We start from the raw sequence: 16,086 nt of genomic DNA on the forward strand, positions 1-16,086 counted from the left end.
TGAGATTCCACTCCGGTATTCGGCAAAATTCCCCATTTGACAGTAGGCCGCAAAAGGTGAATTCATGGTGAACACCGTCTTAACAGCTTCGGCTTGATGCGGGAAAAGTGTGGCAAAGCAATGCCTTCCTTATGGCAAATCGGCGGTGTCACGAAAAATTCAGATGAGGCGGCTTTCCATGGATTTCAATGCGGCAAAGGGCCCGCGGCTTTCACTCGATCCAACGTCCGTGCTGGACATTCGTTCCTGTGTCGTCGACGGCGTGGACCTGTCGCCGGGTCGCGCGATTCCCGATGATGGCGACCCCCGAATCGACCATTCGCTTGAAGGCTTTCTCTTCACCTGCGGTCCCGATCACATCCGTCATCCTGAACCAATACCGGGCAAGGTGGGCGCGAACTATCCGCTGCATGGCTCGTTCTCGTCCCATCCGGCCGATATTCTCGATGTCAGCCTCGGAGACGACGCGGATTGCCGGGCAAGAGTGCCTGTCGACCTCGCCGACGGCGGAAAGGCGTTGCTGACGCGACACTGGCGGATCGACGGCGCCAACGGTGAGGTGCATCTGCGCGATACGCTCTGCAATTCCGGCGAGACGCCGTTCCCCGCGATGCTGATGTACCACATGAACATCGGCTCGAAGCATCTCGACGAGGCCACTCGGATATCCGGCGCCATGATCGAGGAGGGTTCGCTTGGCTGGCGGTTCGGAGATCCGGCGGGTCAGGTGTTCTGTGTGCCGGCGGGCAAGGGCGGCTGGGCCGAGGTACGGCTCGGACCGATCGCCGCTATCGGTGGCCGGACGCTCATCGTGCGGTTCCGCACCGACACGCTGCCGTTTCTGCAGATGTGGCACAACCAGTCCGCTCCGGCTGCCGTTCTCGGCATCGAACCCGTCTCGCACCGCTGGGTCGGGCGGGCGGAACTGGAAAAGGCGGGCGAGCTCGACATGCTGGCGCCGGGCGAGACCCGTGAATACGCGCTGACCTTTGCCTTCGTTTAGATTGACGCCCTGCCGATGGCACCTTAAGTGTTTGCCACATTCATTCGAGGAGCACGATGGCGATGGATATCAGGCAGATCAACGACGAATACGCCGTCACAGGCCAGATCACTGTTGCCGATCTCGATGAGATCAAGGCGCAGGGTTTCCAGTCGATCGTCTGCCACCGTCCTGACAATGAGGAACCGGGCCAGCCGACATTCGCGGAGATCGCGGCTCGCGCGGAAGAACTTGGGATCAAGATCAAGCACGTGCCCGTCGGCCCGATGGGCGTGACGCCGGAGGCGGTCGCCGACATGGTCGATGCGCTTGACGACTTCGACCGTCCGATGCTCGGCTATTGCCGTTCCGGAGCGCGCTCCACGCGCACCTACGAACTCGCGCTCCACCAGCGCGGCTGAGCCGGCGTTCCAGCCGGACCAATATCTGACACCAACAGGAGCATTTCCATGACCATCAAGCGTATCGAGCCCGGCAAGCGCATGAGCGGCGCCGTCGTTCACGGCAACACTGTCTATCTGGCTGGCCAAGTGGGCGAGGGCACGAGCGTGACCGAACAGTCGAAGTCGGCGCTTGCCGAAGTTGATCGCCTGCTTGCCGCCGCCGGTACCGACAAGTCGAAGATTCTTCAGACGATCATCTATCTCTCGGACATGTCGACCTTCGGCGAAATGAACGCCGTATGGGAAGGCTGGATCGACCCGGCGAACCCGCCGGCGCGCGCGACAAGCGAAGCCGCTCTCGCGACCCCGGACTACAAGGTCGAGTTCATCGTTACTGCAGCGCTCTGAGCTTTCGACGATCGATTGCCAATCGGCCGGCGTATCCCCCGATACGCCGGCTTTGTCGTTTGGGCGATCGCGGCTGCGAATGCGACCGAGACAGCGACGTAGTCGGCGAAATCACAAAGCAGACACCAGGAAAAGATAGAAAGAACGCTATCTCTACTCTTTTATAAGGATAGCTTAATATATGTGTGTCCTACTGTCCGAGCGCCTGGCCAGGGTTTCCGTTCAGGAAACGGCCGGACGAAGGCGGGGGTGGACGTATACGGTGCGCAGTCTTTTCAGAAATCGGGCTTTTTCCGACGCGATCATCCTGGCGGCGTTCTGCCTGCTGGTCCTGATCTCCGCGATTCGCCACGATGCCTTCGAGAGCCTTGTCGACTATGTCGCTGACCATGAAGACTACCAGCTCGACGAACTGATCCTCGCTCTCGCCACCGCCGGCATCGGCAGCCTGATCTACGCTGCTCTGCGTGTGGTTGAGCTTGCCCGTGCCTTGAAAGCCAAGGAGCGCGCCGAAAGCGACACCGCCTGGCTCGCCGAACACGATCCGCTCACCCATCTTCACAATCGCAGGGGGCTCGACGCGGCCGTCGCGGCGATGGAGGCCAACGGCACCACGGGCCGCTACACCGTCCATTCCATCGATCTCGACGGCTTCAAGAAGATCAACGACCTGCTGGGCCACGAGGCCGGCGACCAGGCGCTGTTCGAGGTCGCCCGCAGGCTCGGCGGCATCTACGGAAGCGACGCGCTGTTTCGTGTCGGAGGCGACGAATTCGTCGTGCTGCAGGGGTCCACCGACGCCCAAGCGGCGCAGGCGAAAGCCAGCGCGGCCGTGGCGGCGCTTTCCGAACCCTTTGCGCTCAGCGGAACGACGGCCGAGATCGGCGCCAGTATCGGCATTGCCTCCGTGCCCAAGGGGAAGGGCGGTGTCCGGACAGCCCTGCAACATGCCGATGCTGCGATGTACGTCGCCAAACGCGGCGGCCGCAACCAGACAGTCTGGTTCGAGCCTTCGATGAAGGACGCCTTGAAGCACCGCATCGAGCTTGAGCGCGATCTGCGCAACGCGCTCAGGGAACATGTCGTTGTCCCGTACTTCCAGCCTCTGGTCGATCTCAAAAGCGGCAAGGTCCATGGCTTCGAGGCCCTGGCCCGATGGGAGCAGAACGGCGAATTCATACCCGCCATGGAATTCATCGCCCTCGCGGAGGAAACGGGGCTCATCGTGGAACTGACCGACCAGCTCCTGCGCCGGGCGTCGATCGAGGCGAAAAGCTGGCCGAACCATATCAATCTCGCCTTCAACATTTCGCCGGTGCAGTTCCGCGACCCGCAGCTCGGCCTGCGCATCATCCAGATCCTCGGCGAAACCGGGCTGCCGCCCCACAGGCTGGAGATCGAGATCACCGAGACGGCGCTGGTGCAGGATCTGCATCAGGCCGACATAACGGTATCCACACTGCATGCGGCGGGAATTCGCGTCGCTCTCGATGATTTCGGAACCGGCTATTCAAGCCTCTCCCAGCTCTCCCGATTCAACTTCGACAAGATCAAGATTGATCGAAGCTTCGTGGAAGGGTTCGAGACAGACGAACGGCAGGCGAAGATCGTTCGCGCCGTGCTTGGCCTCGGCCGGGGTCTCGGCCTCACGATGACCGCCGAAGGCATAGAGAGCGAAAGCCAGCTGAAAGCGCTGACCGAGCTTGGTTGCGATGTCGGCCAAGGGTTTCTCTTCGGCCGCGCCATGCCGGCGGACGATGCCCGCCGGCTCTGCGCGCTCGACACGGATACGATCCGGTCACTGGCGGGCTGAGGACCAGCCCACCTCGTGATGTTCTAGCCGTTCCTGCTTGCAGCGGCGATCTCGCTCAATGTCCGCGCCGGCGTGATCGCTTCCGGATCGAGCTTGATCTCGATGATCGAGGGCTTGCCCGAGGCGCGAGCCCGCTGGAAGGCATCCGCGAACTCCTCCGTCTTCCCGACCGTTTCGCCGTGTCCACCATAGGCGCGGGCGAGGTCGGCAAAATCCGGGTTCGTGAGCCCGGTGGCGCTGACGCGGCCGGGATATTCCCGCTCCTGATGCATGCGGATCGTGCCGTAAATGCCGTTGTTGATGACAATCACGATGATCGGCAGATTGTAGCGCATGGCGGTCGCGAATTCCTGGCCGTGCATCATGAAGCAGCCATCGCCGGCAAAGCAGACGACCTCGCGTTCCGGATACAGCTGCTTGGCGGCGACCGCCGCCGGCAGGCCGTAACCCATGGAGCCGGAAGTGGGGGCGGCCTGGGTGCGGAACTTGCGGAAGCGATGGAAGCGGTGCACCCAGGTTGCGTAGTTGCCGGCGCCGTTGGTGAAGATGGTGTCGTCAGCCGTATTGGCCTCGATCCATTCCATGACCGGTCCCATCTGAACGTCGCCGGGTCCGGATTTCGGCGGCGTCGACCATCTGAGATAGGCGTCGTGCATCGCTGATTTCCGCTCAGCCCAGATCGGAGCGGCAGGCGCCTCAAGGTCCTTCAAGGCTTCCACGAACTCCGCGGGGCCGGAGCAGATCGCGAGATCGGGACGATACATCCGGCCGAGTTCTCCCGGATCGGGGAAGACGTGGACCAGCTTCTGCTTCGGGTAGGGAATATCGATCAAGGTGTAGCTGGAGGACGGCATTTCCGACATGCGGCTGCCGATCAGGACCAGCAGGTCGGCCTCCTTGATTTCCTTTGCAAGCGACGGATTGATGCCGATACCGACATCGCCCGCGTATGATGGGTGCATGTGGTCGAACAGCATCTGGCGCCGGAAGGAGCAGCCGACGGGCAGCTTGAAGCGGCTGGCGAAATCCTGGATGCCGGCGATCGCCTCGTCGGTCCAGCGTGTGCCACCGAGGATGAACATCGGCCGCTCGGCATTCCTCAGCAAGGTCTCGAACGCAGCAATCTGGCTGCGGCCCGGATGGCTTTCAACGGCCGTATAGGGCAGGGCGGCGGGGGCCTCGACGATATCCGTCAGCATGTCCTCCGGCAGTGACAGCACGACCGGTCCGGGCCGACCCGAGGTCGCGACGGCGAAGGCGCGGGTGACGAATTCCGGGATGCGGCGGGCGTCGTCGATCTCGCCGACCCATTTTGCGTATTCGGTCAGGGCGCGGCGATATTCGACTTCCTGGAAGGCCTCGCGTTCGCGCATGTCACGGGCAACCTGGCCGATGAAAAGGATCATCGGGATCGAATCCTGGCGGGCGATGTGGAGGCCGGCGCTGGCATTGGTGGCGCCGGGGCCGCGGGTGACCATGCAGATGCCCGGTTCTCCGGTCAGCCGGCCCCAGCAGTCCGCCATCATCGCCGCACCACCCTCCTGGCGGCAGACCAGCGTCTCGATGCCGCTTTCGTAAAGCGCGTCGAGGACCGCGAGATAGCTTTCTCCGGGCACGCAGGAGACACGCTTGACGCCGTTCGCCTTCAAGGCTTCGACGATCAGTTCGCCGCCGGTCTTCTTTGTCATTTCGATGCCTTTCGTTCGATTTCCGCGAGTTCAGCCAGGATCTCGTCCTGGTGCTCGCCGACGCGCGGGCTCGGCCGCTTGTAGGTCAGGGGTGTTTCGGACAGCACGATCGGGGTGCGCACGCCGGGTATGCTGTTGCCGTCGGTGTCCTCGAGGTCGATCCGGAGCTCGCGCGCCTTGACCTGCGGGTCATCGAACATCTCGGCGATCGAGTTGATCGGGCCGGCGGGCACGGCATTCGTCTCACAGGCGGTCAGCAGGTCGCGCTTCGTCCATTTCACCGTCTGGGCGGTCACGATCTCGCGGGTTTCGACCTTGTTGGCGACGCGGGCCTTGTTGGTTGCGAAGCGTTCGTCATCCGCGATGTCTGCGATCCCCAGGATGGCGCAAAGCCTGCGGAATTGGCCATCATTGCCGACGGCGAGAATGAGATGGCCGTCAGAGGTCGGGACGACCTCGTAGGGCGAAATGTTCGGATGGGCGTTGCCCAGTCGCACCGGCGCCTTGCCGGAAACGAGGTAGTTCATGTTCTGGTTGGCGAGCACGGCCGACATGACATCGAGCAGCGCCATGTCGACGAACTGGCCTTCTCCGGTCTTCATGGCATGGATCAAGGCCGCCTGGATCGCGGTGACGGCATAGATGCCGGTAAAAATGTCGGCGATCGCGACGCCTGCCTTCATCGGCTCGCCGTCCTTCTCGCCTGTGATCGACATGAAGCCGGACATGCCCTGCACGATATAGTCGTAGCCGGCGAATTCGGCGTAAGGGCCGTTCTGGCCAAAGCCGGTGATCGAGCAGTAGACGAGCCTGGGGTTGATGGCTTTCAGGCTGTCGTAGTCGAGACCGTATTTCCTCAGGCCGCCGAGCTTGAAGTTCTCGATGACGACATCGGCGGTGGCGACCAGCCGGCGGATGATGTCGCGACCTTGCTCGGTGCGGAAATCGATGGCGATCGAGCGCTTGTTGCGGTTGGTCGAGTGATAATAGGCTGCCGACAGGTTTTCGCCATCCTTGCCCTCGACGAAGGGCGGTCCCCAGGCGCGGGTGTCATCGCCTCCCTCAGGGTTTTCCACCTTGATGACGTCTGCGCCGAGATCGGCGAGCATCTGTCCAGCCCACGGACCGGCCAGCACGCGAGCAAGCTCGATGACGCGGATACCCTTGAGCGGAGGCTGTTTCGAATTCGTGTCTGTCATGGTTCAACTGTGGCGGTGATCTTTTCGGTCTCGGTCACCGGGCGGGATGCGGCCCTGCGCTCGCGCCAGATGATGAAGAGGCCCGAGCCAATGATGATGGAGATTCCGAGCCATTTGACGGCATTCGGGAAGTCACCGAACACCAGCCAGCCCGAAAGCGTGGCCGAGACGATCTCGAGATACTGCATCGGCGCCAGGACGGACGCCGGCGCCTCGCGATAGGCGAAGACGGCAAGGATGCCGGAGAGCGCAGCAGCGAACCCGACCCCTGCCATCCATGCGATCGTCAGGCTATCCGGCAGCGACGGCGTCAGCGGCGCGAAGCCTGCAAAGTTCCCGACGAAAAGCACGACCGCACAGATCGGTAGTCCCCATAGCGACATCTGGAACTGCATCGTCCAGGGATCTTCCTTTTGCGAGAGGGCGCGCGTCATCAGCGCGAAGACGGCGACACAGAATGCGGTGACGATCGGCAGCAGGGTGATGAAGCCGACCTCCTGAAAACTCGGACGGATGACGATCATCGCCCCGATGAAGCCAACCACGCAGGCGAGGTAGCGCCGCCAGCCGATGGTTTCCTTGAGGAAGATGCTGGCGAGAACGGTCAAGATGATGGGTTCGACGAAAAAGATTGCGACGGCATCGGCGACCGGCATGACGGCAAGCGTGGCAACGAAACAGATCATCGACAGCGTGATCAGAACGGCACGGATTGCATGATACTTGCTCTGGCGCCAGGACAGGCCGCGCCATCCGCTGTTGGCCATGACGAAAGGCAGCATGAACAGGGCCTGGAACAAGAAGCGACCGGCCGTGATCATCGCCGGCGACGCTGTTTGCGTGGCCAACTTGGAGAAGACGTCGATCAGTGGCGCGAGAAGCATGGCAAGAACCATCAGGCCCAGGCCGTGAACGATCCTGTTCGTTGCGGTCGAATGCGGAAGGCTGGTCGTCGCCATGGTCATGCTTTCCCTATAGCCCGGCGGCCGTCGCCAGGCACTTGAAGTTATGTCATGACCTCATTCCGGATCAGACGAAAGATCATCGCCTCACGAATGCGACGCCTTTCTGGCGACGCCGTTGATCCAGTCGCAAAAATTGTCGATGGCCTGCTCGCGTCCGATCTCGTTGACAGTTTCGTGCCGCATCTCCTCGTAGATCCGCATGGTGACGTTTCGGAAGTCCTCATGCCGCAGCCGTTTCGCCAGCCAGCGCACGTCGGCAGCATTTCGCGTCGCCGGGTCCTGGCCGCCGCCGACGAGATGGATCGGCATTAGCTTGTTGAGCGGTGACAGGGCACCTTTGCGCATCGGTCGCTGCGCCAGTTCCAGAACGTCCTGCCACATCGAGATGCTGGCGTCGAAGCGGCAGAGCGGATCGGCGGCATAACGGGCAACGACGTCGGGGTCGCGCGACAGCCAGTCGAACTCGGTCGAACGATCCTCGATCGACTTACCCCAGGCACCAAAGGTGGCCCTTGGCAGGATGCTGCTCGGGACGTCAGAGCCCTTGAGCATGCGCTCCAGGGCCAGCACGAACTTCGCTGCTTTGCCTTCACGTCCCGTGTTGAAATTCGAGTTCCAGATGGCCAGACCGGCCATTGCCTGCGGATATGCGATCGCCGCATTGAGCGCGATCAATCCGCCCATGGAATGGCCGAACAGAATCAGCGGCAGCCTCGGATGTTCCGACCGCGCGACTTCCCGCATCGCCAGAACGTCCTGAATCACCTTGTCTGGCCCCCCGGACAAGGCGAAAATCCCGAGGGGCGCATGCGTCGAGCAACTTTCGCCGTGCCCGCGATGGTCATGCGCATAAACATTGAAACCGTTGGCTGAAAGCGATTTTGCGAAGGACTGGTAACGACGGGAATGCTCGATCAGTCCATGGCATATGACTACGGTCGCGCGGGCGGGAGCCAACGCTTCCTCGTAATGATAGGCAAGAAGGGCGCCGCTCGGGCTCGAAAGGCGCCTTGTTTCGGAAAACATCCGGATCCTCCTCCACGATGTATGGCGAGACAGAAGGGGATTTTTTTCACGGGCGCAATGTCGTTTGCGGCCTTGGTACGCCTGCAGCGTTTCGATCCACAACCATATTCGCAACTTCCGGCCCAATCGGACCCGAAGCCACCGTCCGGCATTGCCCCAGGTGCCGCTTTGGCCTACATAGCGGCCACTTTCCCTTTGACGCGCGGAGCAGACACTTCATGGCACGCCAGTTCATCTACCACATGTCCGGCCTCAACAAGGCCTATGGCAACAAGAAGATCCTTGAGAACATCCACCTGTCCTTCTATCCCGATGCCAAGATCGGCATTCTCGGTCCGAACGGCGCCGGTAAGTCGACCGTTCTGAAGATCATGGCCGGGCTCGACAAGGAATGGACGGGCGAGGCTTGGCTCGCCGATGGTGCCACGCTCGGCTATCTGCCGCAGGAGCCTCAGCTCGATCCGAAGAAGACCGTGTTCGAGAACGTGATGGAAGGCGTTGCCGACAAGACGGCGATCCTGAACCGCTACAACGAACTGATGATGAACTACTCCGACGAGACGGCGGAAGAGGGCGCGAAGCTTCAGGACATCATCGATAGCCAGAACCTCTGGGATCTGGAAAGCCAGGTCGAAATGGCCATGGACGCGCTGCGCTGCCCGCCGGGTGACTCGGCCGTGGACACACTGTCGGGTGGTGAGCGTCGCCGTGTGGCGCTCTGCCAGCTGCTGCTGCGCAAGCCCGACCTGCTGCTTCTCGACGAGCCGACCAACCACCTGGACGCCGAGACGATCGCCTGGCTCGAAAAGCACCTGCGCGAATATCCGGGCGCCATCCTGATGGTCACCCACGACCGCTACTTCCTCGACAACGTCACGGGCTGGATTCTCGAGCTCGACCGCGGTCGCGGCATCCCCTACGAGGGCAACTACTCGGCCTATCTGCAGGCCAAGGCGAAGCGTCTTGCCCAGGAAGAGCGCGAGGAAGGTAGTCGCCAAAAGGCGCTGTCGCGTGAACAGGAGTGGATCGCCTCCTCCCCGAAGGCCCGCCAGGCCAAGTCCAAGGCCCGTATCCGCGCCTATGACGAACTGGTGGCAGCCGCCGAGAACCGTCGTCCCGGCGAAGCGCAGATCATCATTCCGGTCGGCGAACGCCTGGGCCAGGTGGTCATCGAGGCGGAAAACCTGACGAAGGCCTATGACGGCCGGGTGCTGTTCGAGAACCTGTCCTTCAAGCTGCCCCCCGGCGGCATCGTCGGCATCATCGGGCCGAACGGGGCCGGTAAGTCGACGCTCTTCCGCATCATCACCGGCCAGGAGACCCCCGACAGCGGTGAAATCCGGATCGGCGAGACGGTGCATCTCGGTTATGTCGACCAGAGCCGCGATTCGCTGGACGGGTCGAAAAACGTCTGGGAAGAAATCTCTGGCGGCAACGACATCATCAAGCTCGGCAAGTTCGAGATGAACTCCAGAGCCTATTGCGGTGCCTTCAACTTCAAGGGTGGCGACCAGCAGCAGAAGGTCGGCAATCTCTCCGGCGGTCAGCGCAATCGCGTGCACCTGGCGAAGATGCTGAAGGCCGGCGGCAACGTGCTGCTGCTCGACGAACCGACCAACGACCTCGACACCGAAACGCTCGGTGCGCTTGAAGACGCGCTCGAAAACTTCGCCGGCTGCGCCGTGATCATCAGCCACGACCGCATGTTCCTCGACCGTCTGGCGACGCACATTCTCGCATTCGAGGGCGACAGCCACGTGGAGTGGTTCGAAGGCAACTTCGAAGACTACGAACAGGACAAGATCCGCCGCCTCGGTGCTGACGCGGTCAACCCGAAGCGCGTCACCTACAAGCGTCTGACCCGCTGATCATTTCAAAAATTTTCGTTCAGGAACCCCGGCGCGTTTGCCGGGGTTTTTGTTTGTCCTGCGACGCTTGACGTGAGCAAGTCCTGTCGTTGTCCGGCCACGAAATGGCGCTTTCGTGTTTCCCGCTTGCACTCGTGCAATTGTTGATATAAAGACATGTTTATATCTTGATTGCATTTGGTGGCGAGCGTGATCTTTTCCAGTGACGAACTTGTCGAACTTCTGAAAGCCGCCGGCGAGCCGACGCGGCTGCGGCTCTTGGTGCTTCTCGCCTCCGGCGATCTCACCGTCAGCGATCTGACCGATATACTGGGCCAATCGCAACCCCGCATCTCCCGGCATCTGAAGCTGTTGGCGGAGGCCGGTCTGGTCGATCGTTATCAGGAAGGCGCCTGGGCCTATTTCCGGCTGAAGCAGGACGGGCGTGCGGCGGAATTGGCGCGCACGCTTCTTGCAGCGGTCGATGTCGGCGATCCGGTGGTCCAGCGCGACGGTGAACGTCTCGGCAGCGTCAAGCGGGCGAGGGCGGAGAAGGCGCAGGCCTATTTCAGCCAGCATGCCGACGAGTGGGACGAGTTGCGCCGGCTGCATGTCGACGACACCGAGGTCGAGGCTGCGCTGCTGAAGCTGGTCGGCGCTGATCCGGTGGACTCCTTGCTCGACCTCGGGACCGGCACCGGCCGCATGCTGCAGCTGCTGTCGGAAAACTATCGCCGCGCCGTTGGGGTTGACGCAAGCCGCGACATGCTCGCGGTCGCTCGCGCGAACCTCGATAAGGCGGGTGTCCTGAAAGCGTCCGTTCGCCTCGGCGATATTCTCAATCTGCCGCTCGATGGCGGCGAGTTCGACCTGGTGCTCATTCACCAGGTGCTGCACTTCCTCGTGCAGCCCGAGCTCGCCCTTGGCGAGGCCTCGCGCATGCTCTCGCCCGGCGGGCGACTGGTCGTCATCGACCTCGCGCCGCACTCGCTGGAATTCCTGCGCGACGAGCATGCCCATGTGCGTCTCGGCTTCTCGCATTCGACCATGTCCGAATGGCTGTCTCGTGCCGGTCTCGAGGTCGAGAAGATCGTCGACCTTCGCCCCGCCGGCAAGGGTCCTCAGGGGCTGACCGTCACCATCTGGCTCGCCCGCCGTCCTGCGGCGGCCGCGCAATCCGCCGCGTAAATCAAGGGAGCAACCGAGATGACCCGCACCGACAATCGTCCGCAGCCGATCAGGTTCTCGTTCGAGTTCTTCCCGCCGAAATCGCCGGAGGCCGACGGCCAGCTCTGGCAGTGCATTTCCGAGCTGTCGCGCTTTCAGCCGCAATTCGTTTCCGTCACCTATGGCGCCGGCGGAAGCACGCAGGCTCCGACGCTCTCGACCGTCACACGGCTGATCGCCGATACGCCGCTTGCTACCGCCTCGCACCTGACCTGTGTTGGTGCGACGAAGGACGAGGTTCGCGAGGTCGTCCGGACCTTCCAGGCAGCGGGCGTTCGTCATTTCGTGGCGTTGCGCGGCGACCCGGCCGATGGTGTCGGCTCGACCTATCGGCCGCACGAGGGCGGCTTTGCCAATGCAGCCGAACTGGTCCTCGGGCTGAAGGAGATGGGCGATTTCGAGATTTCCGTGTCCGCCTATCCGGAGAAGCATCCGGAAAGCCGCGATGTGGACGCCGACATCGACATGCTGAAGCGTAAGGTCGACAACGGTGCCGACCGCGCGCTCACCCAGTTCTTCTTCGACAACGATGTCTATGAGCGCTACCTCGAGCGGGTCCGCGCGGCCGGGATTTCCATTCCTGTCGTGCCTGGTATCATGCCGGTGCAGAACCTCAACCAGCTGAAGCGCTTCGCTTCCGCATGCGGAGCCTCGGTGCCGCAATGGCTGGAAAAGCGCTTCGTCGGTCTTGACGACAAGCCGCAGGCGCGTGCGCTGGTGGCGGCCGAACTGGCAGCCGAACAGATTGACGACCTGCGCCGTCGCGGCATCTCCGAGTTTCACTTCTATACGATGAACAAGGCACCGCTTGTCTCGTCCGTCCTGTCGCTTCTCGGTGTCCGGGATGGGCAACCGGTCCAGACGGGCGCCGCCGCCTGATCCTCGCTTTCAGTTCCGACAAAAAGAAAAGGCGCATGCCCTGTCGCATGCGCCTTTCTACTGATTGCTAAGGGCTCATTTTGCCGAGCCTCCGGATGGCTTTCCATCCGATCCGTCCATCACCTCCGGCTAGATGAACAGCATTGTCGCGATGAACACAAACGCCGCACCGACGATCAGGACATTGAGAGAATTGGTCAGTCCCATGTCTGCCTCCTTGTGTTGACCGTTAGATAATATGTCCGTTTTGTGTCGCTTGGGAAGGGAATTCTGTGCTGCGGTGCAGTGGGGAACGGTGGAAAACTTTTGCCCAGAACAGGCAATTTGTTGAAATATCTGACGAATATTTCATCCGACATCTCTAATGGATATCCCAATTGGTTGCCGGCAAATTGCCGCAGGCGTTACCAACGTGCGTTAACGGGACACTAATTGCGTGAATAAGGGATTCGATCACGCCGCTAGGCTGGTCGCGCGCGGCGTGCGAAGAGCCGCCCGTCGAGAACGACGAGGCCACAACCAATCAGCAACATCCCTGCCAGATCGGTGACAGCCAGCCGTTCCCCGAGAAACACGGCCCCGAGCAGAACCGCGCTCGGCGGCACTAGCAGGGTCACGAGTGACGTGTTCGTGGCGCCGGCAATCGCCATGATGCGGAAAAACAGGATGTAGCCGTAGGCCGTTGACAGCCAGGCCAGCGCAAGGATCGCCGCGATCGCCGTCAGGGGCGGAAGGCCGATATTCCAGGGCTGATCGACGAGAAGCGCCACCGGCAGCATGATCATCGACGACGCGGTCAGCTGACCGGTGGCCGTGACCTGTGGCGGAAGATGCCTGAAGCGACGGCCATAGATGGTCGCGAAACCGTACGACAGCGCGGCCGAGACGGGTAGAATGACAGCCCAGAGCGGTATGTCGGTCAAGGCCAGGGCGCTAGGCCCGATGAGCACCATGGTGCCGGCAAGACCGAGCAGGCAGCCTGTGACCTTGGCGGTCGACAGCTTCTCATCGGCCGTCATCTGATGGGCAATGATCACTGTCCAGATTGGCGTGGTTGCGTTGAGGATGGCGGCAAGCCCTGCACCGATCTGCGTCTGCCCGAGGAAGATGAGGCTGTGGGGCAGGGCGTTGTTGAGAAGCCCCATCAGCAGGAATTCCTTCCAGTGCCGCCTTAGAGAGCCGTAGAGATCGGAGCTGCCGCGCAGCCAGACATGCAAAGCGAGTGCGGCAAGCGACAGCCTCAGCAGGACCAGCGTGAAGGGTGGCACATAGGCGACGGCGATGCGGGCGAAAAAGAAGGAGCCTCCCCAGATCAGTCCCAGGAGGACAAGAAGAAGCCATGCTTTGGAGGTGAGGCGATAGTCTTGCGGCGCGGCCATGGAAGCATCCGGTGCGACAGTGGAATTCCGTTGCCTCCTTCCTAGAAGGCCTCATTGCCTCTCGCCACCCGTTTCTTGTCATTATTGCATCTGTATGGGTGTAAAGAAAAAGCCGCGGCCAGGGACCGCGGCTTCAAATTCTCTACCCTTCATACTCAGAGCGCGTTGAGCAGGGCCGGGGTCGGCCATCCGTCGGCCGGCATGCCGAGGCGTTGCTGTTCCTTCTGGACAGCGACGCGGGTGCCGCCGCCAAGAATGCCGTCGATCTTGCCGACGTCGTGGCCCATCGCCTGCAGCTTTGTCTGCAGCGCTTTCATCTGACCGTCATCGAGACCCTGCTCCGGATTGCCCTTCCGGTACGGCTCGGCGCCGGACAGGCGCGTCGCAAAATAGGCGGCGGACGTCGTGTAGATGAACGACTGGTTCCATTCGAGGTAGATGTTGAAGTTCGGGTAGGCGAGGAAGGCCGGTCCCTTGCGCCCCTGCGGCAGCAGGATTTCTCCTTCCAGATGCGAAAACGCGGTATTGCCGTCGCGCGGCGTTACGCCAAGGGCGAACCAGTCTCCGGCCTTCATTCCGGCGTCAAAACCGGTTTTTTCCCATGGAAGATTGTCGGGAACCGTCACTTCCTGGATCCACGGCTCGCCCTTGGTGTAGCCAAGATGCTGGATGAACTTCGCCGCCGTCAGGATGGCGTCGGGCGAGCTCTGCTTGACGTTCACATGGCCGTCACCGTCGCCGTCGACGCCGAATTCGATGATGTCCTTGGGGAGCATCTGCACCTGACCGATTTCGCCTGCCCAGGCGCCGGTGTTCGATGAAGGGTCGAGGTCGCCATGCTGGACCATCATCACCAGCGCCAGCAGCTGCGGACGGAAGAGTTCCGGGCGGCGGCAGTCGTGCGCCAGCGTGACCAGCGCGTTGCGGGTGTTGAAATCCCCCTGCACGGCGCCGAAGTCGGTTTCCATCGCCCAGAAAGCGGTGATGACCCCGGGGGCCACGCTGTATTCGTTTTCGGCGCGGGCGAAGACATCGGCATACTGTTTCATCTTCTGGCGGCCGATGTCGAGGCGGGCCTGGCTGACGGTGCGCTGCGAGAACTCAAGGAAAGTCTGCTTGAAGACGCCCTGCGCGCGGTCGCGTGACAACACTTTCTGGTCGATCTGCGCCCCGCGCAGCGCCTTTTCCGCCGCTTCTGGCGATGCGCCGTTGGCGATTGCCTCCTGCTTCACGCCTTCGAGGAAAGCGCCAAGATCGCCGCCGCATTGCTGGGCGGCAAGCGGGGTTGCGACCATGGTGGAGAGCGACAGTGCGAGAGCAAGGCGTAAGGGTGCGCGCATTCGAAGGTCCTTCAATAATTGTCTGTTTTAGCGGATCGCAACAGTGGGGCGAAAGTCAAGCCTCTCCTGCCTTGCGAACAAGGCCAAAGGATGAAAATCGTCCGGTTCAACCTTTCGAAACGGTCGCGACCCAGTTGCGCCAGTTCTTCTCCGTACCGGCAAAGACGTTGATGTCGGTGTCTCCCTCGATACCGGGGATGAGGCCCGTCGAGGTGTATTGCCAGAAGGCCCAGCGGCGGTCGGCATAGATGTGCTTCGGGTGTTGTGCGACGGCGCGGACCCAAAAGTGGTAATCCTTGAAGGCGCCGACGAGATTGTCGCGATGGAAGTCGACGGAGGTATAGATGATCGGGCGCTTGCCGTAGTGGGCTTCGATCCGGTCCATGAAACGCTGCATTTCTGTGCGGACGGTCAGAGCGCCGGGCCGGTAGGTGCATGTCGGTGAACTCGGGTTCCATTCCACGTCAAGAACCGGTGGCAAGTGCACGGATTCCTTGGGAACATTGCGAATGAACCAGTCGGCCTGCTCGTCGGCGGTCGAGCAGAAGTAATAGAAATGGTAGGGCGCGTGCGGGATGCCGGCGGCGCGGGCGCCGCGCCAGTAGTCCGTAAAGCGCGGGTCGAGCCTGTCCTTGCCCTCGGTCGCCTTGATGAAGACGAAGGAAACACCTGACTTCCGGACCTTGGGCCAGTCGATGTCGCCATTCCACTTCGACACGTCGATGCCGTGGACCGAATGGTGGTGCGGCGTGACACTGCCGAAATCCTGGGGATCCTTGTCGGCGAAGCGCGGCTTGGCCGATGCCGTTTCCAGCACGTCATAGCCCGATGCGGTGCAGCCGCCGACCAGAAACGCGATTGGCAGGAGGGCCGTAATGAGCCAGCGCATGAAGAAACGGTCCGTAGATCGAGGGCATCCGATGCGCGCT

Annotated in this window: 14 protein-coding genes; 7 read left to right on the forward strand and 7 right to left on the reverse strand. The window is 61.9% G+C overall.

Features of this window, described 5'->3' with window-relative positions; all coding sequences use genetic code 11:
* Positions 1-178 precede the first annotated feature (178 nt).
* The 4 genes from J5J10_RS05100 (at position 179) to J5J10_RS05115 (ending at position 3,607) form a co-directional block, all read left to right on the forward strand.
* The gene (locus J5J10_RS05100) at positions 179-1,003 is read left to right on the forward strand and encodes an aldose 1-epimerase family protein (RefSeq protein ID WP_211929088.1); all 825 of its coding nucleotides are present in this window, start codon (positions 179-181) and stop codon (positions 1,001-1,003) included.
* Between the two features lie 62 nt (positions 1,004-1,065).
* Positions 1,066-1,404 carry a TIGR01244 family sulfur transferase gene (locus J5J10_RS05105; RefSeq protein WP_211929089.1) on the forward strand — a complete coding sequence of 113 codons (339 nt, stop codon included), beginning with the start codon at positions 1,066-1,068 and terminating at the stop codon, positions 1,402-1,404.
* A 48-nt stretch (positions 1,405-1,452) separates the two neighbouring features.
* Entirely contained in the window at positions 1,453-1,794 is a 342-nt protein-coding gene (locus J5J10_RS05110) for a RidA family protein (protein WP_208551517.1), read from the forward strand.
* A 262-nt stretch (positions 1,795-2,056) separates the two neighbouring features.
* Positions 2,057-3,607, forward strand: a complete 1,551-nt coding sequence (locus J5J10_RS05115) for an EAL domain-containing protein (RefSeq protein ID WP_349252039.1) — start codon at positions 2,057-2,059, stop codon at positions 3,605-3,607.
* 23 nt (positions 3,608-3,630) lie between these two features.
* Here the strand turns inward: J5J10_RS05115 and J5J10_RS05120 are convergent, their stop codons facing one another.
* The 4 genes from J5J10_RS05120 to J5J10_RS05135 form a co-directional block, all read right to left on the reverse strand.
* A complete protein-coding gene (locus J5J10_RS05120; RefSeq protein WP_211929091.1) occupies positions 3,631-5,295 on the reverse strand; it encodes a thiamine pyrophosphate-binding protein in 1,665 nt (554 codons plus the stop codon).
* Entirely contained in the window at positions 5,292-6,494 is a 1,203-nt protein-coding gene (locus J5J10_RS05125) for a CaiB/BaiF CoA-transferase family protein (RefSeq protein WP_211929092.1), read from the reverse strand. Before J5J10_RS05125 ends, J5J10_RS05120 begins: the two co-directional genes overlap by 4 nt.
* Complete coding sequence (locus tag J5J10_RS05130) at positions 6,491-7,453, reverse strand: DMT family transporter (protein WP_208551513.1); 963 nt, start codon at positions 7,451-7,453, stop codon at positions 6,491-6,493. The genes J5J10_RS05125 and J5J10_RS05130 overlap by 4 nt, the downstream gene beginning before the upstream one ends.
* A 90-nt stretch (positions 7,454-7,543) precedes the next feature.
* Positions 7,544-8,485: an alpha/beta hydrolase gene (locus J5J10_RS05135; protein ID WP_211929093.1), complete on the reverse strand. Its 942-nt coding sequence runs from the start codon at positions 8,483-8,485 to the stop codon at positions 7,544-7,546.
* A gap of 218 nt (positions 8,486-8,703) precedes the next feature.
* Here J5J10_RS05135 and ettA point away from each other — a divergent pair, with 218 nt between their 5' ends.
* From ettA to metF, 3 genes are all read left to right on the forward strand, one after another.
* Positions 8,704-10,353, forward strand: coding sequence for an energy-dependent translational throttle protein EttA (gene ettA, locus J5J10_RS05140; RefSeq protein ID WP_211929094.1), 1,650 nt, complete (start codon positions 8,704-8,706; stop codon positions 10,351-10,353).
* A 180-nt stretch (positions 10,354-10,533) separates the two neighbouring features.
* Positions 10,534-11,520, forward strand: coding sequence for a metalloregulator ArsR/SmtB family transcription factor (locus J5J10_RS05145; RefSeq protein WP_349252040.1), 987 nt, complete (start codon positions 10,534-10,536; stop codon positions 11,518-11,520).
* Positions 11,521-11,538: 18 nt separating this feature from the next.
* Positions 11,539-12,438 carry a methylenetetrahydrofolate reductase [NAD(P)H] gene (gene metF / locus J5J10_RS05150; RefSeq protein ID WP_211929096.1) on the forward strand — a complete coding sequence of 300 codons (900 nt, stop codon included), beginning with the start codon at positions 11,539-11,541 and terminating at the stop codon, positions 12,436-12,438.
* Positions 12,439-12,899: 461 nt separating this feature from the next.
* Here metF and J5J10_RS05155 read toward each other — a convergent pair whose 3' ends face one another.
* The 3 genes from J5J10_RS05155 to J5J10_RS05165 form a co-directional block, all read right to left on the reverse strand.
* Positions 12,900-13,817: a DMT family transporter gene (locus J5J10_RS05155; protein WP_208551508.1), complete on the reverse strand. Its 918-nt coding sequence runs from the start codon at positions 13,815-13,817 to the stop codon at positions 12,900-12,902.
* 155 nt (positions 13,818-13,972) lie between these two features.
* Positions 13,973-15,112: a lytic murein transglycosylase gene (locus J5J10_RS05160; RefSeq protein ID WP_249116832.1), complete on the reverse strand. Its 1,140-nt coding sequence runs from the start codon at positions 15,110-15,112 to the stop codon at positions 13,973-13,975.
* 151 nt (positions 15,113-15,263) lie between these two features.
* Positions 15,264-16,046, reverse strand: coding sequence for a GH25 family lysozyme (locus J5J10_RS05165; RefSeq protein ID WP_211929098.1), 783 nt, complete (start codon positions 16,044-16,046; stop codon positions 15,264-15,266).
* Positions 16,047-16,086: the final 40 nt, after the last annotated feature.

Source organism: Ciceribacter sp. L1K23, assembly GCF_018122705.1.
GTDB lineage: Bacteria > Pseudomonadota > Alphaproteobacteria > Rhizobiales > Rhizobiaceae > Allorhizobium.